General features: G+C 71.6%; 12 protein-coding genes. 9 read left to right on the top strand and 3 right to left on the bottom strand.

Annotated elements, in window-relative coordinates; all coding sequences use genetic code 11:
- Nucleotides 1–67: 67 nt before the first annotated feature.
- From treY to ABD743_RS22885, 3 genes are all read right to left on the bottom strand, one after another.
- The gene (gene treY, locus ABD743_RS22895; RefSeq protein ID WP_344724195.1) at nucleotides 68–2,422 is read right to left on the bottom strand and encodes a malto-oligosyltrehalose synthase; all 2,355 of its coding nucleotides are present in this window, start codon (nucleotides 2,420–2,422) and stop codon (nucleotides 68–70) included.
- An 11-nt stretch (nucleotides 2,423–2,433) separates the two neighbouring features.
- Nucleotides 2,434–4,602 (bottom strand): glycogen debranching protein GlgX, encoded by a 2,169-nt coding sequence (gene glgX / locus ABD743_RS22890; protein ID WP_344724194.1) that lies wholly within the window; start codon nucleotides 4,600–4,602, stop codon nucleotides 2,434–2,436.
- Between the two features lie 155 nt (nucleotides 4,603–4,757).
- Nucleotides 4,758–5,219: a PPOX class F420-dependent oxidoreductase gene (locus ABD743_RS22885; RefSeq protein ID WP_344724193.1), complete on the bottom strand. Its 462-nt coding sequence runs from the start codon at nucleotides 5,217–5,219 to the stop codon at nucleotides 4,758–4,760.
- A gap of 46 nt (nucleotides 5,220–5,265) precedes the next feature.
- Here ABD743_RS22885 and ABD743_RS22880 point away from each other — a divergent pair, with 46 nt between their 5' ends.
- The 9 genes from ABD743_RS22880 to ABD743_RS22840 all read left to right on the top strand — a co-directional run bounded on the left by ABD743_RS22880 (nucleotide 5,266) and on the right by ABD743_RS22840 (nucleotide 17,050).
- Nucleotides 5,266–5,691 carry an HIT family protein gene (locus ABD743_RS22880; protein ID WP_344724192.1) on the top strand — a complete coding sequence of 142 codons (426 nt, stop codon included), beginning with the start codon at nucleotides 5,266–5,268 and terminating at the stop codon, nucleotides 5,689–5,691.
- 13 nt (nucleotides 5,692–5,704) lie between these two features.
- The gene (locus ABD743_RS22875) at nucleotides 5,705–6,334 is read left to right on the top strand and encodes a histidine phosphatase family protein (RefSeq protein WP_344724191.1); all 630 of its coding nucleotides are present in this window, start codon (nucleotides 5,705–5,707) and stop codon (nucleotides 6,332–6,334) included.
- A gap of 15 nt (nucleotides 6,335–6,349) precedes the next feature.
- Complete coding sequence (gene ald / locus ABD743_RS22870; RefSeq protein ID WP_344724190.1) at nucleotides 6,350–7,474, top strand: alanine dehydrogenase; 1,125 nt, start codon at nucleotides 6,350–6,352, stop codon at nucleotides 7,472–7,474.
- Between the two features lie 174 nt (nucleotides 7,475–7,648).
- The gene (locus tag ABD743_RS22865; protein WP_344724189.1) at nucleotides 7,649–8,920 is read left to right on the top strand and encodes an MFS transporter; all 1,272 of its coding nucleotides are present in this window, start codon (nucleotides 7,649–7,651) and stop codon (nucleotides 8,918–8,920) included.
- Between the two features lie 1,317 nt (nucleotides 8,921–10,237).
- A complete protein-coding gene (locus ABD743_RS22860) occupies nucleotides 10,238–11,605 on the top strand; it encodes a sensor domain-containing diguanylate cyclase (protein WP_344724188.1) in 1,368 nt (455 codons plus the stop codon).
- Between the two features lie 157 nt (nucleotides 11,606–11,762).
- Nucleotides 11,763–13,058 (top strand): sensor domain-containing diguanylate cyclase, encoded by a 1,296-nt coding sequence (locus tag ABD743_RS22855; RefSeq protein ID WP_344724187.1) that lies wholly within the window; start codon nucleotides 11,763–11,765, stop codon nucleotides 13,056–13,058.
- A gap of 46 nt (nucleotides 13,059–13,104) precedes the next feature.
- The gene (locus ABD743_RS22850; protein ID WP_344724186.1) at nucleotides 13,105–15,144 is read left to right on the top strand and encodes a 1-deoxy-D-xylulose-5-phosphate synthase; all 2,040 of its coding nucleotides are present in this window, start codon (nucleotides 13,105–13,107) and stop codon (nucleotides 15,142–15,144) included.
- On the top strand, nucleotides 15,144–15,809 hold the full coding sequence (locus ABD743_RS22845; protein WP_241039179.1) for a response regulator transcription factor: 666 nt from the start codon (nucleotides 15,144–15,146) through the stop codon (nucleotides 15,807–15,809). Before ABD743_RS22850 ends, ABD743_RS22845 begins: the two co-directional genes overlap by 1 nt.
- A gap of 11 nt (nucleotides 15,810–15,820) precedes the next feature.
- Nucleotides 15,821–17,050 carry a sensor histidine kinase gene (locus ABD743_RS22840; protein ID WP_344724185.1) on the top strand — a complete coding sequence of 410 codons (1,230 nt, stop codon included), beginning with the start codon at nucleotides 15,821–15,823 and terminating at the stop codon, nucleotides 17,048–17,050.
- Nucleotide 17,051: the final 1 nt, after the last annotated feature.

Raw genomic sequence — 17,051 nt, 5'->3', positions numbered from 1 at the left:
CTTCCCGGCGCCGTGGCGCCTCGCCCGGTCCAGGGGTGTGACGTATCGCATCGCGATCACCGGATTGCTAGGCCGGCCGCACGAGCAACGCCACCGGGTACCGCTCCAGCACCCGCGCCAGCGACGGCGCGGAGCCGTCGACGGCGGCTCCCGTGATGACGTCCTGCCAGTCGGTGGCGCCCTCCGGGAGCGGGAGGACGGTGTCCTCCCAGCCGCCGCGCTCCGCGAGCCCCACCGGGAGCCGCGTGGCCACAGCCACCAGCGATGCGGAGCGGGCGAACGCGATCGCGTGGTGCGCAGCCGGACCCTCGGCGTGCAGCGGCCGGTACCCGGTGAACACCTCCGGCCGGAAGCGGCGCAGCCGCAGCGCACTGGCCGTGACCAGCAACTTCGCCGCTCCCGACGCGTCGACGTCGGGCAGCCAGCCCTCGTCCAGACGGGCGAGGAGCTCCCGGCGCTGCGCCCAGTCGACCGGGCGCCGGTTGTCGGGGTCGACAAGGGAGTACTCGAACAGCTCGGTGCCCTGGTAGACGTCGGGCACGCCCGGTCCGGCGATCTGCAGCAGCTTCTGGCCCAGCGAGTTCGACCGGCCGGGCGCGGAGATCCGCCCGACGAACTCCTCGATCTCGGCCACCACGTCGGCGTCCGCCAGCACCTGCGCCGGCCAGGCCGCGATCGCCTCGTCCACCTCCGGGACCGCGTCGACGTGGCTGGTGACGAGCTTGGCCTCCTTCGAGGCCTTGGTGAGATAGCTCGCGAACCGCTCGGGGGAGATCGGCCACGCGCCGACGAGGTTCTGCCAGGCGAGCAGCTCGAACGACGGGTCGGGGAGCGGGTGCGCGGCGGACCAGCGGCGCATCCGCTCGATCCACTCGCCGGGCATCTCCGCGATCACCGCGAGCCGGGCCCGGACGTCCTCGGAGCGCTTGGTGTCGTGGGTGGACAGGGTGGTCATCGTGGCAGGCCAGGAGGCCTCCCTGGCCGCCATGGCGGTGTGGAACTCGCTGGGCGACACGCCGAAGCGGGACGGATCGCCGCCCACCTCGTTGAGCGCGACGAAGCGGTTCCAGCGGTAGAACGTGGTGTCCTCCACGCCCTTGGCCATCACCATGCCCGACGTCTGCTGCACCCGGGTGGCGAGCAGGCCGCGCGGCTCGGCGAGCATCGCCGAGCGGATGCTGCTCAGCACGTCGGCGAGATCGGGCCGGTGGGTGCGGGCCACCGAGACCGCGATCTCGAGTGTGGAGCGTCCCTCGGGCAGGTAGCTGCGGTACACGGGGAAGCCACAGAGCAGTTCGGCCACGGCGGCGCGCACGCGCTCGGCCGCCTCGCCCGGCTCCTCCTCGGTGGCCGGCGCCGCCTCGGGCACGGGTACCAACGAGGCGATACGGCGCACCTCCGCCGCGAGGATCGTGTCGGCCACCTCGCGGCGCGCCGTGTGCTCCGCCGCGTGCAGCGACTCCTTGCGGCCCACGTGTTCGGCCGCGAACTGGGTGAGTAGGCCTGCCCCGGACGCGTCGACGAACACGCCCTGGATCTCGCGCAGCGCCTCGTAACCCGAGGTGCCGTTCACGGGCCACGACGGAGGCAGCTCCTCACCGACACCGAGGATCTTCTCCACGAGAAGCCACCGGCGCGGCCCGATCGCAGCCCGCAGCCGCCGGACGTAGCCGCCGGGGTCGGACAGTCCGTCCGGGTGGTCGACCCGGATGCCGTCGACCTCTCCGGCGTGCACCCAGCGCAGGATCTCCCGGTGTGTGTCCTCGAAGACCTCCGGGATCTCGACGCGCACGGCGGCGAGGGTGGAGACGTCGAAGAACCGGCGGTAGGTGAGCTCCGCCGCACCGCGCTTCCAGGACACGAGCCGGTAGTGCTGGCGCTCGTGGACCTCCTGCGGTGAGCCGGTGTCGCCCGTGCCGGATGCCACCGGGAACACGTGCTCGTAGTAGCGCAGCTCCGAGCGGTCATCGGACAACGACAGCTCCGAGAGCGCCTTCTCCTCGTCGGCGTCGAGGATCGGCAGGAGCACCGGCCCGGCATCCCAGTCGATGTCGAAATGGCCGGCGTAGCGCGACGCGCGGCCGTGGGTGAGGACGTCCCACCACCAGGGGTTGGCCTTCGCCACATCGACGCCGAGGTGGTTGGGCACGATGTCCAGGACGAACTGCAGGCCCCGATCGCGCACCGCCGCCACGAGGGCGCGGCGTCCCTCCTCGCCGCCCCGCTCCTGCGAGACCCGGGTGGGGTCGACCACGTCGTAGCCGTGGTTGGAGCCCGCCCCGGATTCGAGCAGCGGAGAGGCATAGAGCCCGCCGACGCCCAGCGCGTCGAGGTAGGGCAGCAGCTCCACGGCGTCGGTGAACGTGGTGTCCTTGGAGAACTGCAGCCGGTAGGTGGCCGAGGGAACGGTCGGTGAAGGCACAGCCGGGACCGTCATGCGCGCGCGTGCTCCGTCCGCTGCAGGACCAGAACCGACCTGGCAGGCACCGTGAGCACCGCCCCGCCATCGACCGTGCGCGGATCGGCCGCCACGATGCCGGGAGCGGTGGACAGGGTGGTGACCTCGCCTTCGGCCGTGTCGACCACGATCGCCCACCGCGAGCCGTACTCGGTGCCCGGCAGGGTGGCGTCGATGTCCTCGTGGTGGGCGTTGAGGCAGAGCAGGAACGAGTCGTCGGTGACCCGGTTGCCGCGAGTGTCCGCCTCGGTGATGCCGTCGCCGTTGAGGAACGCCGTGACGCACTTGCCGAAGCCCGAGTCCCAGTCCTGCTCGGTCATCTCCTCGCCGGCCGGGGTGAACCAGGCGATGTCCTGCAGCGAGTCGCCGCCGCGGCGCCGCGGCCGGATCGGCCTGCCGTCGAAGAAGCGACGCCGCCGGAACACCGGGTGGGCGGTGCGCAGCGCCACGACGCCTGCGGTGAAGTGGAGCAAGGGCGCGTTCTTCGTGGCCAGCGACCAGTCGACCCACGAGACGGGCCCGTCCTGGCAGTAGACGTTGTTGTTGCCCGCCTGGCTACGGCCGAGCTCGTCGCCGTGCAGCAGCATCGGGACGCCCTGGCTCAGCATCAGCGTGGTGAGGAAGTTGCGCTGCTGGCGGGCGCGCAGGTCGAGCACCGCGGCGTCGTCGGTGGGGCCTTCCACCCCGCAGTTCCAGGAACGGTTGTGGCTCTCGCCGTCGTTGCCGCCCTCGAGGTTGGCCTCGTTGTGCTTCTCGTTGTAGGAGACCAGGTCGGCGAGCGTGAAACCGTCGTGCGCCGTGACGAAGTTGATCGACGCGAACGGGCGGCGGCCGTCGTCCTTGTACAGGTCGGAGCTGCCGGTCAGCCGGGAGGCGAACTCGCCGATGGTGCCCGGCTCGCCGCGCCAGAAGTCGCGCACGGTGTCGCGGAACTTGCCGTTCCACTCCGTCCACAGTGGCGGGAAGTTGCCCACCTGGTAGCCGCCGGGGCCGACGTCCCACGGCTCCGCGATGAGCTTGGCCTGGCTGATCACCGGGTCCTGCTGCACGAGGTCGAAGAACACCGACAGCCGGTCGACGTCGTAGAACTCGCGGGCGAGGGTGGAGGCGAGGTCGAAGCGGAAGCCGTCGACGTGCATCTCGGTGACCCAGTACCGCAGCGAGTCCATGATCAGCTGGAGGGTGTGCGGGCTGCGGACATTGAGCGAGTTGCCGGTGCCGGTGTAGTCCATGTAGTACCGCGGGTCGTCGTCGACCAGCCGGTAGTAGGCACTGTTGTCGATGCCGCGCAGCGAGAGCGTGGGGCCCATGTGGTTGCCCTCGGCCGTGTGGTTGTAGACCACGTCGAGGATCACCTCGATGCCGGCGTCGTGCAGGTCGCGCACCATCGCCTTGAACTCCTGCACCTGGTTGCCAGGACGCGGGCCCGGCATCGCGTAGGCGTGGTGCGGGGCGAGGTAGGCGATGGTGTTGTAGCCCCAGTAGTTGCTGAGGCCCTTCTCCTGCAGGTGGTGGTCGTTGAGGAACTCGTGCACCGGCATGAGCTCCACGGCCGTGATGCCGAGGTTCTTCAGGTGCTCGATCATCACCGGGTGGGCGAGGCCGGTGTAGGTGCCGCGCAGGTCCTGGGGGATCTCCGGGTGGTTGATGGTGAGGCCCTTGACGTGGGCCTCGTAGATCACCGTCTCGTGGTACGGGATGCGCGGTGACCGGTCGGTGCCCCAGTCGAAGAACGGGTTGACCACCACCGACTTGGGCACGAACGGCGCCGAGTCGGTGTCGCTGCGGGCGTCGGGGTCGCCGAAGGGGTAGCCGAACACCGCCTCGTCCCACTGGACCGGGCCGTCGAGCGCCTTGGCGTAGGGGTCGATGAGCAGCTTGTTGGGGTTGCACCGCAGACCCTTCGCGGGGTCGTACGCGCCGTGCACGCGGTAGCCGTAGCGCTGCCCGGGCTCGACGTTCGGCAGGTACCCGTGGTGGACGAAGCCGTCGACCTCGACGAGCTGGATCCGCTCCTCCTCGCCGTCGGGCGCGAAGAGGCAGAGCTCCACCCGCTCAGCGACCTCGGAGAAGATCGCGAAATTCGTTCCTGCGCCGTCGTAGCTGGCGCCCAGCGGGTAGGCGTGACCTGGCCACGGCCGCATCAAGTTCCTCCGGTGTTGTCAATCAGCGATCGGCCACGGCCGTCGTACTCGATCTTCAGGCGCGCCGGAGCGGCGACGCTCCGTCCGTTGGAGGCTACCGGGGTGAGTGGAGGTTCCGCCCGATGCAACGGCGCACCGGGCGCTTGTACGGCGTGTCAGGCCAGGTGAGCGGGGAATCCGCCCGTGGCCACCGGGCTCCACCGGGTGGGCGTGATCCGGATGAGGGCCTTGCCCTGTGTAGTCATCGCGGCGCGGTACTCGTCCCAGTCCGGATGCTCGCCGGAGATCGAGCGGAAGTAGTCGACGAGCGGTTCGAGCGCATCGGGGAGCGTGAGCAGCTCGGCATCCCCGTCGACCTGAACCCACGGGCCGTTGAAGTCCTCGGAGAGCACCACCACGGCGGCCTTGCCGTGCCGGGCGACGTTGATCGCCTTGGCCCGTTCGGGGTAGGTGGAGATGACGATCCGGCCCTCGGAGTCGACGCCGGACGTGACCGGCGAGCCCTGCCAGCCGCCGTCGTTGCGTGGTGTCAGGAGGATCACGTGGTGGCGTGGCCGCAGGAACGCGACGAGCTCGTCGCGGTCGACCTCGGTGTTCGTAGCGATGGTCCTGGCCATGCTCCGACCCTAGAAGATGCCCGTCGAGCCGCTAGGGTCGCGTCTGATGGCCACTCTCTTCACGAAGATCATCAACGGCGAGCTGCCCGCGCGTTTCGTCTGGTCGGACGAGCGCGCCGTCGGCTTCCTGTCGATCAATCCTCTCGGTCCCGGGCACACGCTCGTCGTGCCACGCGAGGAGGTCGACCACTGGATCGACGCCGGGCCCGACCTGCTCGCCCACCTGACAAGCGTGTGCCACACCATCGGCGCCGCCGTGCAGGAGCTGTGGGAGCCGCCGCGCGTCGGGTTGCTCGTCGCGGGCTTCGAGGTGCCCCACCTGCACCTGCACGTGTTCCCGGCCTGGGACATGGCGGCCTTCGACTTCGCCAACGCGGCGAAGTCGGTCGACGCCGCGGAGCAGGACGCCCACGCGGAGAAGCTGCGCGGCGCCCTGCGCGCCGCGGGCCACGCCGCGCACGTCCCGGACTGACCAGGTGCAGCTCGTGCTCGTCCGGCATGCGCTGCCGGAACGCATCCACGCCTCCGATGCGGCGCACGCCGACCGGGCAGGCGGACCAGCCGACCCCGGGCTGACGGAGCTGGGCGAGCGGCAGGCCACGCGCCTCGTCGACGCGCTCGGAGCCGAGGACGTGGCCGGGCTCTACGTCAGCCCGCTGGCCCGGGCCCGCGGCACCGCGGTGCCCCTCGCGGCTGCGCTCGGGCTCGACCCTCAGGTGGTGGCGGACCTGCGCGAGTACGACGCCGACTCCGAGCACTACGTGCCCGTCCACGAGATGGCCCGGCTCGACCCTGCCGCGTGGCAACGGATGCTCGCCGGACTCCTGCCCGAGCACGTCGACGTCCCGGCGTTCACCGCGCGGGTCGACGGCGCTCTCGAGCGGATCATCGCGGCTCATCCCGGCCGGTCGAGCGCGGTGGTGATCGCCCACGCCGGGGTGGTGAACACCTGGCTCGCCCACCTGCTCGGCCTCGCCCGCCCGCTGACGTTCCCGCTGGACTACACCGGGATCACCCGCGTCATCGCCGGTCGCGACGGGCGCCGGGTGGTCCGGACGGTGAACGAGATCGCCCACGTGAGCGACCTTCTCACCATGACGGCGGGCGCCGACTAGGGCAGGATCGGCCGGGTGCTGGTTGGAGTCCCGCGCGAGCTCAAGAACCACGAGTACCGGGTGGCGATCACCCCGGCCGGCGTGCGCGAGCTAACGGGCCGGGGCCACGAGGTGCTCCTCGAGAGTGACGCCGGAGCGGGTGCGGGCCTGCCCGACACGGACTTCGTCGCGGCAGGGGCGCGCACCATCGCCGACCCCGACGAGGTCTGGGGCGCCGCCGAGCTCGTCCTGAAGGTCAAGGAGCCGATCCCGCAGGAGTACCACCGGCTGCGCCCGGGCCAGGTCCTCTTCACCTACCTGCACCTGGCGGCGTCGAAGGAGTGCACCGACGCCCTGGTCACCGCAGGTGCCACGGCCATCGCCTACGAGACCGTCCGGCTCGCCGACGGCTCGCTGCCGCTGCTCGCGCCGATGAGCGAGGTGGCGGGTCGGATGGCCCCCCAGGTCGGCGCCCACTATCTGCAGCGCACCGTCGGCGGGCGGGGTGTGCTGCTCGGCGGGGTGTCCGGCGTGCCTGCCGGGAAGGTGGCCGTCATCGGGTCCGGCGTCTCGGGCATGAACGCCGCCAGCATCGCGGTGGGGATGCAGGCCGAGGTGAGGGTGCTCGACACGAACATCAACCGGCTGCGCGAGATCGACTTCAGCTACCGGGGTCACTTGCAGACGATCACCAGCAACGCCTACGAGATCGAGCGTGCGTGCCTCTGGGCCGACCTCGTCATCGGGGCCGTCCTGGTGCCGGGGGCGAAGGCGCCGAAGCTGGTGTCGAACGACCTCGTGGCGAGGATGCGGCCGGGGTCGGTGCTCGTGGACATCGCGATCGACCAGGGCGGCTGCTTCGAGGGCTCCCGGCCGACCACCCACGACGACCCGGTGTTCCCCGTGCACGACTCGATCTTCTACTGCGTGGCGAACATGCCTGGTGCGGTGCCGAACACGTCCACCCGTGCGCTCACCAACGCCACGCTGCCCTACGTGCTCGCCCTTGCCGACCGCGGGCCGGCGGGCGCCGTGGCCGCCGACCCCAGCCTCGCGGCTGGTGTCAACGTCGTCGCCGGGCAGGTCGTCCAGCCCGAGGTGGCCGCCGCCCACGGGATGGTGGCCGTGCCGTTGAGTGACGCGCTGTCCGACCTGCACTGACGCGCACCGGAGGCCGGCTTGCCCCGTTCTTCGCGGGTCCGTTCCGCGCCGCAGGGCCGGGTAGTTCCGGTCCGGAAGCGTTCATGTGCCGTCCTGACCGGATGCGTTGGTTCGCCTACCCTCCGTTGAGTCGGCCCGCGAGGCGGCTGGCGCACTCGAGGGGAGAACGGCCGGATGGCGGGTGCAGAGCTGCGCGCGGTGTTCCGCGTACGGGAGTTCCAGGTCGTCTGGGCCGCGGAGCTGCTCTCGATCGCGGGCGACCAGTTGGCGCGTGTCGCGCTGGCGGTCCTGGTCTACGGCCGCACCGGCTCTGCGGCGTGGGCGGCCGCGACCTATGCCCTCACATTCCTACCGGCACTGCTCGGCGGGGTGCTGCTGTCGGGCCTCGCCGACCGGCACCGCCGCCGCGAGGTCATGATCGCAGCGGACGTGGTGCGCGCCGTGTTCGTCGCCGCCATGGCGATCCCGGGACTACCGCTGTGGGCGCTCTGCACGCTCCTCGTCGTGGTGGTGCTGCTCGGCGCACCGCACACCGCCGCCCAGGGCGCGCTCCTACCCGAGATCCTGCGCGGCGAGCTCTACGAGCGCGGGCTCGCCGTCCGCCAGATCACGGGCCAGACCGCGCAGCTGGCAGGGTTCGCGAGCGGTGGCGTGCTCGTGGCCGCCATCAGCCCGTCGATGGCGTTGCTGGGCAACGCCGTGTCGTTCGCATTGTCGGCTGTGCTGGTGCGAGGAGGACTGCGCGATCGGCCGGTGCCCGCCACGGACAGGGACGACCGCGGCGACGCGGGTGTCGCCGCCGACGTCCCCGCCGCGGGGCTGAGCGGCGTGGTCGCCGCACTCACCGAGATCGCCGCGGACCCACGGCGGCGCGCGCTCGTGCTCCTTGCCTGGCTCGTCGGCTGGTACGTCGTGCCCGAGGCGCTCGCGGCGCCCTACGCCGACCAGGTCGGCGCGGGCCCCACGGTCGTTGGGCTCCTGATGGCGGCCGACCCGCTGGGGAGCGTGGTCGGCGCCTGGCTCTTCGTGCGGTTCGTTCCAGCCGTGATCCGGGCTCGGCTCGTCGGGGTGCTCGCCGCCGGCGCAGGCGTTCCGCTGGTGTTCTGCTTGTTCCGCCCGCCGATCCCGCTCACTCTGCTGCTGTGGGCGGTGTCGGGGATGCTCTCCACCGCCTACCTCCTGCAGACCCAGGCGAGCTTCGTACGAGCGACGCCTGCGGTGGGCCGCGGCCGGGCGATCGGGGTCGCCGCGTCCGGGATCATCGCGGCCCAGGGCGCGGCCGTCCTCGTCGGTGGGGTGCTGGCCGACCACTGGGATCCGGCGACGGCTATCGCGGTCGCCGGCGCGGTGGGAGTGCTCCTGTCGTCCGGGGTCGCGGTGGCGTGGCACCGCGCCAACCGGAGCAGCAGCGAGCCTGTCGCTGCGACAGTGCTGGCGAGCGGTTGATCCCGGTCGTGCCCTCGCGCGGTTGTCGGTCACCAGTTGTGGTTGCGCATCGCGCGTCCTCCTCCGTTCATCGGTGCGGTGGGTCGGGTTCACCAGTTGTGGTTGCGCACGGTGTGCTCTCCTTCGGGCTGGGAGGGATGGGGGAGTTGGTCACCAGTTGTGGTTGCGCACAGGGCCTCCTTCACGGACGGGTGGGTAGGGGGTGTGGTCCGGGTTCACCAGTTGTGGTTGCGCATGTCGCGTCTCTCCTTCGGGATATGGATGTGGGGGAGTGCTCACCAGTTGTGGTTGCGCATGACGTCCTCTCTTCCATTCGTGGTGGTCTGCTGTGGTCCGGTCACCAGTTGTGGTTGCGCATTGCCACCTCCTTGGGCCGTGCGGGTGGTCGGGCTATTCGTCACCAGTTGTGGTTGCGCACGGGTCCTCCTCGCTCGGTGCGGCTTCGGGGCGGGTTCACCAGTTGTGGTTGCGCATGTCGCGTCTCTCCTTCGGGATATGAGTGCGGGGGGTGTGCTCACCAGTTGTGGTTGCGCATGACGTCCTCTCTTCTTTTTGCGGTCGGGTGCCGGGGTGCGGTCACCAGTTGTGGTTGCGCATTGCTGCCTCCTTGCGTGCTGTGCGGGTCGTCGGGCGAGGGCTCACCAGTTGTGGTTGCGCACGGGTCCTCCTCTCTCGGGGCCGGTCGGGACGGGCGGGCTCACCAGTTGTGGTTGCGCACGAAGGCCTCCTCTGTGGTCCGGGTGACAGGTGGGACGTGGTTCACCAGTTGTGGTTGCGCACGGGGCACTCCTCTGCGGTCGGCGGGTAGCGGAGCGGTTCACCAGTTGTGGTTGCGCACGAAGCTCTCTCCTGTGTCGGTGTGGTCGGGGCGGTATGGCGGTTTCACCAGTTGTGGTTGCGCACGGCTCTCTCCTCCTCCTTAGGTGTTGACGCTCGGCGCTCGCCCGAATCACCAGTTGTGGTTGCGCATGCCGTTACCTCCTCGCATCGCTCGCGGCGCCACTCAGCGGACGTCGTGAGACGCCGACCCGGGCGTGGGTAGTCGAATTGCAGGAGAGATGCGCCGGCGGTCCCGCACAAGCGGTTCGGAGCATGAACGGGACTTTGTTGCATACTTGTGTTGGTTTTCGCCGCGCGAACCTCGGAGCGCCGTGCATTCGGCCTACCTCACTGACCCGGAAGTGGGATCGTTACGGCCTGTCGCTCCGAGCCGCGTCACTGTGACACGAGCGGGTTGCGCCACTCCCCGAGTGGGTGGTCCTTGCCGTCGGGCTCCACTAGGCTTCGGTCCACGCCCAGCGGACACAGAGAGCGCGGATGGGAACTGACGAAGCCACAGAGAAGGGCAGTTCACGGGCGCGCGCGTTCGCCGTTCGACAGTGGGCGGTCTGGTCGCTCCCCACGCGGCTGGTGGGCCCCGTGCTGCTCGTCGAGGCCACGTCGCTGGCGCTCGTCGTGCTGGGGCTGTTCGGCCACCCTCCGCTGACGCCCGGTCAGCTCCAGGTCGCGGTGGTGCTGTGCCTGCTCGGCATCGCACACACCGAGGTCGCCCTCGGTGTCGAGCGTGTTCGCCGCCGGGTCACCGACGGCAACCACGTCGACCTGAGCTCGGTGTGGACGTTCGCGGCCGCGGTGGCCCTGCCCGCCTCGTACGCGGCGCTCGTGGCCGTGATCGTGCACTGCCACCTGTGGTGGCGCGCGTGGCGGCTGCGTGTGCCGCTCTACAAACAGGTGTTCAACACCGCCACCGTGGTGCTCGCGTGCCTCGCGGCCGCCACCGTGCTCGAGCGAGCAGGCGGCGGCACAGATCCCGGCAGCGACCACCAGCTCTGGGCCTTGGCGCTCGCCCTGCTCGTCTACACCACGGTCAACAGCTGTCTGGTCGCCGGCGCCATCGCGGTGAGCACCCCGGAGGCCAACCTCTCCAAGGTGTTCGCGCCGTGGGACGAGAACATGCTGGAGATCGCCACCCTCTGCCTCGGCGCGCTCACCGCTGTCGCGCTCGGCATCAACCCGTGGCTCGTGCTGCTCGTCCTGCCACCTCTACTGGTGCTCCACCGCGCCGTTCTCGTCCGCCAGCTCGAACAGGCCGCCAGCACCGACGGCAAGACGGGGCTGCTCAACGCGGCCGCATGGCACGCCCAGGCCGAGCGAGCCCTGCGCCGGGTGAGCCGTCACGACGGTGCCCGTGGTGTGCTCGTCCTCGACCTCGACCACTTCAAGCTGGTCAATGACACCCACGGCCACCTTGCGGGCGACCAGGTGCTCGCCGCCGTCGCCGACGCCCTGCGCACCGAAGTGCGTGATCGCGACCTCGTCGGCCGGTTCGGTGGCGAGGAGTTCGTGATCCTTCTCGGCGGCCTGGAGGGCAGCGGCACGGCGGAGCTCGAAGCGGTGGGGGAGCGGATCCGCCGTCGCGTCGCCGACCTGCGGGTGGAGATCCCCACCCCCGATGGTCCGCTGACGGTCGCCGGGCTGACCGTGTCGATCGGAGCGGCCATCTCGCCTACCGAGGGCGGCGACCTCCGCACCCTGCTCCAGATCGCCGACACCGCCCTCTACACGGCCAAACGCGCGGGGCGCAACGTGGTGCGGATGGGGTTCACGTTGCCCAGCCACCACGCGGCTCAGCACTCGGCCCACCTGTCCGCAGCGGCGGGCGAGCCGCCGGCCGCCACCGGCTGACGACACCCCGGAGTGACACCACTTCGATACAGAGGGTGACGAGAAGGTCGACTAGTCCACCCCGAAGAGCGATCACGAACCTCCTGACACGTCAACTGCGCCTCACTAATCTCGGCGCCGCACCCGTTCTCGGTGTCGGCGAAAGGGGATCGCGGTCGTGGACGAGCCGTTGTCGCCGACTTCGGACAGGAGCGAGCTGTGGGCCCTGCCGCGCCGGGCGGTCGTCGTCGTCCTGGCCGTGGAGGCCTCCGCTGTGGCGCTCGTCGTCGCCGGTAGCGCCACGCCGCCGCCGGGAGCGGTCGGGCTCGCCGTCTTCCTGACGGTGCTCAGCGTGGTGCACACCGAACTCGCCACCGGTATCGAGCGGATCCGGCGGCGCGCGGCCCAGACCGCGTACTTCGACCTGAGCTCCGTGTGGACGTTCGCGGCCGCGCTGCTGCTCCCGCCGATGCTCGCCGCTGCCGTCATCGCGGCGGTGTACCTGCACCTGTGGCAGCGGGTGTGGCGGCCGGCGAAGGTACCGCTGCACCGGCACGTCTACACCACAGCCACGGTGGTGCTCGCGGCCAACGCCGCGCATGCGGTGGTGCAGGGGGCGGGCGGTCTGCCCGCCGCGGCCGCAGACCTGGGCGGGGTCGCCGGGATCGCGCTCGCCGTGCTGCTCTACGTCCTGGTCAACGCCGTGCTCGTCGCCGTGGTGATCGTCCTCACGAGCGAGCGCCCCGGGCTGCGGGACATCTTCGGCGGGTGGGACGACAACGCCGTGGAGATCGCCACCATCTGCATGGGTGCCCTGGCCGCCGTCGCGCTCGGTTCCACGCCGGGCCTCGTCGCTCTCGTCCTGCCACCGATCCTCGTGCTGCACCGCGCCGTGCTCGTCCGGCAGCTCGAGGAGGTGGCGAGCACCGACGGCAAGACGGGGCTCCTGAACGCCGCGGCCTGGCAGGTGCAGGTCACGCGGATCGTGCGCCGCGTGCACCGCTCGCGCGGCACTGCCGCCGTGCTGATCCTCGATCTCGACCACTTCAAGCTGGTGAACGACTCCCACGGACACCTCGCAGGCGACGAGGTGCTGGCCGCGGTGGCGACAGAGCTGCGCAACTCGGTACGAGAGCAGGACATCGTCGGCCGGTTCGGCGGCGAGGAGTTCGTGGTGCTGCTGCCCGACCTCGCCCCCGGACCGGACGGGAACACCGAGATGCGCACCATCGCCGAGCGCCTCCGCAAACGCGTCGCGGAGCTCGTGGTCCCGGTCGGCACCCCGGATGGCGACCTCAGCATCTCGGGCCTGTCCATCTCCGTGGGAGGCGCCGCGGTCCCGAACGACGGCACCACCCTCGAACAGGTGCTGAACGCCGCCGACGCATCGCTCTACGCAGCGAAGCGTGACGGGCGCAACCTGGTGCGCTTCGCCGGGCCGGTGGAGATCCCCGGCCCGCGCAGCGGCAACTGAACGCCACCATGAAGCCGGTGCGGGCTGCCTCTCGTAAGCTGGGTCGGTGACCGTGTTGCGATCGATCCGCGGACCGGCCGATCTCAAGCGACTGGGGGCCGACCAACTCGCCCCTCTCGCCGCGGAGATCCGCAGAGAGCTCGTGGCCTCGGTCTCCCGCACCGGCGGGCACCTGGGCCCCAACCTCGGCGTCGTCGAGCTGACCATCGCGCTGCACCGCGTGTTCGACTCCCCGCGCGACACGCTGATCTGGGACACCGGACACCAGGCGTACGTGCACAAGATGCTCACCGGCCGCCAGGACGGCTGGGAGCAGCTCAAGAAGACCGGCGGTCTTTCGGGCTATCCGTCCCGCTCGGAGAGCGAGCACGACCACGTCGAGAACAGCCACGCGTCCACCTCGCTGTCGTGGGCCGACGGCATCGCGCGCGCCTACGCGCTCACCGGGCAGCAGCGCCACGTCGTCGCCGTGATCGGCGACGGTGCGCTCACCGGCGGGATGGCGTGGGAGGCGTTGAACAACATCGCCACCGGTGGACGCAGGCCCAGCGCCGACGCCGCCGTCGGACGCGGCCCGGGCGCCATCGGGGGTGCGTCCGGTGTGGACGACCCCGCGGCCCGTACGCCCGGTGCGGGCGACCGCAACATCGTCATCGTCGTCAACGACAACGGCCGCTCGTACTCCCCGACGATCGGCGGCCTGGCCGACCGGCTGGCCACGCTGCGGCTGCAGCCGGGCTATGAGCGTGTGCTCGACGCCGGCAAGCAGGCGCTCGCGCGCACCCCGGTGGTCGGCAACGCCCTCTACTCCGGACTGCACGCGCTCAAGGCGGGCGTGAAGGACGCGTTGAGCCCGCAGGAGCTCTTCTCCGACCTCGGCCTCAAGTACTTCGGCCCCGTCGACGGGCACGACATCGCAGCGATGGAGTCGGCGCTGCGCCGCGCCCGCCACTTCGGCGGCCCGGTGATCGTCCACGCCGTCACGCGCAAGGGCGCGGGTTACCCGCCCGCGGAGAACGACACCGCCGAGCAGATGCACAGCCCGTCCGCGTTCGACCCGGAGACCGGGTTGCCCACCGGGCCCCCGTCCGTCGGCTGGACCAGCATCTTCTCCGAGGAGATGGTGGCGCTCGGGGCGCGGCGGCCGGACGTCGTCGCGATCACCGCCGCGATGCTCGGCCCCACCGGCCTCGCGCCGTTCGCCAAGGCGTACCCCGAGCGCTGCATCGACGTCGGCATCGCCGAGCAGCACGCGATCACCTCCGCCGCCGGCCTCGCGGCGGGCGGGTTGCACCCCGTCGTCGCCCTGTACTCGACGTTCCTCAACCGGGCCTTCGACCAGCTGCTGATGGACGTGGCGCTGCACGGCAAGGCCGTCACCCTCGTGCTGGACCGTGCCGGCGTCACCGGCAACGACGGACCGTCGCACAACGGGATGTGGGACCTGTCGGTCCTCGGGATCGTGCCCGGCATGCGGGTGGCGGCGCCACGCGACGCACATACGCTGCGGGAGGAGCTGGCGGAGGCGGTCGCGGTCGACGACGGGCCGACGGCCATCCGGTTCCCCAAGGGCGCGGTGATCGAGTCGGTGCCCGCGGTGCGCCGGATCGACGGCGTCGACGTCCTGCGCGAGCCCGGCCCGGCAGCCGACCGGAGCTCCACCGTGCTCATGGTGTGCGCCGGGGCGTTCGGTGAGCTGGGCATCGCGGCCGCGCAGCGGCTCGAGCAGCAGGGCATCACGGTCACCGTCATCGACCCGCGCTGGGTGCTGCCGGTGCCCGACGTGCTCGTCCGCCTGGCGCGCGAGCACCGGCTCGTCGTCACGGTCTCCGACTGCGGACGCCACGGCGGGTTCGGTTCCGCCCTCGCCGACGCGCTGCGCGCCGCCGAGTGCGACGTCCCGCTGCGCGACCTCGCGATCCCGCAGCGCTTCCTCGACCACGGCAGCCGGGCCGACGTGCTCGCCGCCGCCGGACTGACCGCACAGGACGTGTCGCGGCGGGTCACCGAGTGGGCTGCTGCCCTCCCCGGCTTCCAGGTCGTCGACGAGCCCGCGCCGTCGGCCCGGGGAGAGCAGGCGCGCTGATGCGCGTTCTCATCGTCGAGGACGAACGGGCGCTGGCCGACGCCGTGGCACGTGGACTACGCCGGGAGGGAATGGCCGTCGACGTGGCCTACGACGGCGACACGGGCCACGAGAAGTCGGTCGTCACGCGCTACGACGTGGTGGTGCTCGATCGGGACCTGCCCGGGATGTCGGGCGACCGGCTGTGCGCCGAGATCGTCGCCTCCGGGGCCACCACGCGGGTGCTGATGCTCACCGCCAGCGGCACGCTCGCCGACAAGATCGACGGCCTGTCCCGCGGCGCCGACGACTACCTCGCCAAGCCCTTCGACTTCCCCGAGCTCGTGGCCCGCTGCCGCGCGCTCGGCCGCCGGGCCACCCCGGCCGTACCGCCGTTGCTCACCGCAGGCGACCTTGCGCTCGACCCGGCCCGGCGCACCGTGCTCCGGGCCAACCGGCCCGTCGAGCTGACGCGCAAGGAGTTCGGCGTGCTGGAGGTGCTGCTCGGTGCGGGCGGCGCGGTGGTGAGCAGCGAGGAGCTGCTGGAGCGCGTCTGGGACGAGAACGCCGACCCGTTCACCACCACCGTCCGGGTCACCGTGATGACCCTGCGCAAGAAGCTCGGTGAGCCCGGTGTGATCGAGACCGTGGTCGGCGCGGGCTACCGGGTGCCGGCCGCAGGCTGACGAGGGCTGCCATGGCCGAACCAGCGAGGCCGGTGGCGAGGGTTCAGGAGCCCGCGCAGGGCACCGTGCGGCCCGACGGGAGCGAGCAGGTGCCTCCCCGGAGCGCCTGGTGGCGGCTCGGTGGCCGGAGCGTCGGACTGCGTCCGCGGCTGACGTTGGTCAGTACGGTCGTCGTCGCGCTGGTGAGCGCGCTGCTGCTGTGGCTGGGGTGGCTGCTGGTCGGCGGTGTGGCCCGGGCCGTTCCCTCGCTGCCGCCCGGCACCACCGTTCGCGTGGGCGACGTGGCCGTGCCCGCCGAGCAGCTCCAGGACGCCGTCGGCGCCGCCGCGCGGGCCGACGTGCTGCGGGCAGGGTTGATCGCCTTCCCGCTCCTCGTCGTGGCGGCCGCGGTGGTGTCGTGGGTGTTGGTCGGCCGGGTGCTCGGCCCGCTGCACGCCGTCACGGCCACCGCGCGGCGGCTCACCGTGGAGTCCTTGGACACCCGCACCGGGGTGCACGACGCACGCGGTGAGGTCGCGGAGCTCGCGGCGGGCTTCGACGCGATGCTGGACCGGCTGCAGGCGGCGTTCGACGCTCAGCGGCGCTTCGTCGCCAACGCCAGCCACGAGCTGCGGACGCCGCTGTCGGTGTTGCGCACGGAGGTGGACGTCACGCTCGCCGACCCTGCGGCCGACGTCACGGAGCTGCGCCGGATGGCCGCTGTCGTCCGGCAGGCCACCCGCCGCGCCGACGATCTCATCGCCGGGTTGCTGCTCCTGGCCCGTACCGAGGGTGCCGAGCTGGCCGACGTGCAGCCCGTCGACCTCGCCGCGCTCGCGGGGCCGGCGTTGGCCGGCGTGCGTGCCGACGTGGCCGCGCGGGGGCTGCGGGTGCAGGTCCGCACCTCGCCCGCTCCGACCAGGGGTGATCCCGTGCTGCTCGAACGGGTGGCCGGGAACCTGCTGGAGAACGCGGTGCGGCACAACGTGACCGGCGGCTGGGTGGATGTCTGCACCGGGGTACGCGACGGCTGCGCCGAGCTACGGGTGACGTCGAGCGGCCCGTTGATCCCGGCCGAGCGGGTGCCCGAGCTGTTCGAGCCCTTCCGCCGTGGACCGGTGGAGCGCACCGCCGACACACCCGGCTCGGGGCTGGGGCTCTCGATCGTGCGGGCGGTGGTGCAGGCACACGGCGGGATCGTGCGCGGCGAACCGGTGACCGGTGGCGGCCTCACGGTAACGGTGCGACTGCCGGCGGCGTGAG

This window comes from Pseudonocardia yunnanensis, from assembly GCF_039534065.1.
In the GTDB taxonomy this organism is placed as follows: domain Bacteria; phylum Actinomycetota; class Actinomycetes; order Mycobacteriales; family Pseudonocardiaceae; genus Pseudonocardia; species Pseudonocardia yunnanensis.
The sequence above is the reverse complement of the archived record's forward strand: the minus strand, read 5'-3'. Positions and strand labels throughout refer to the sequence as shown.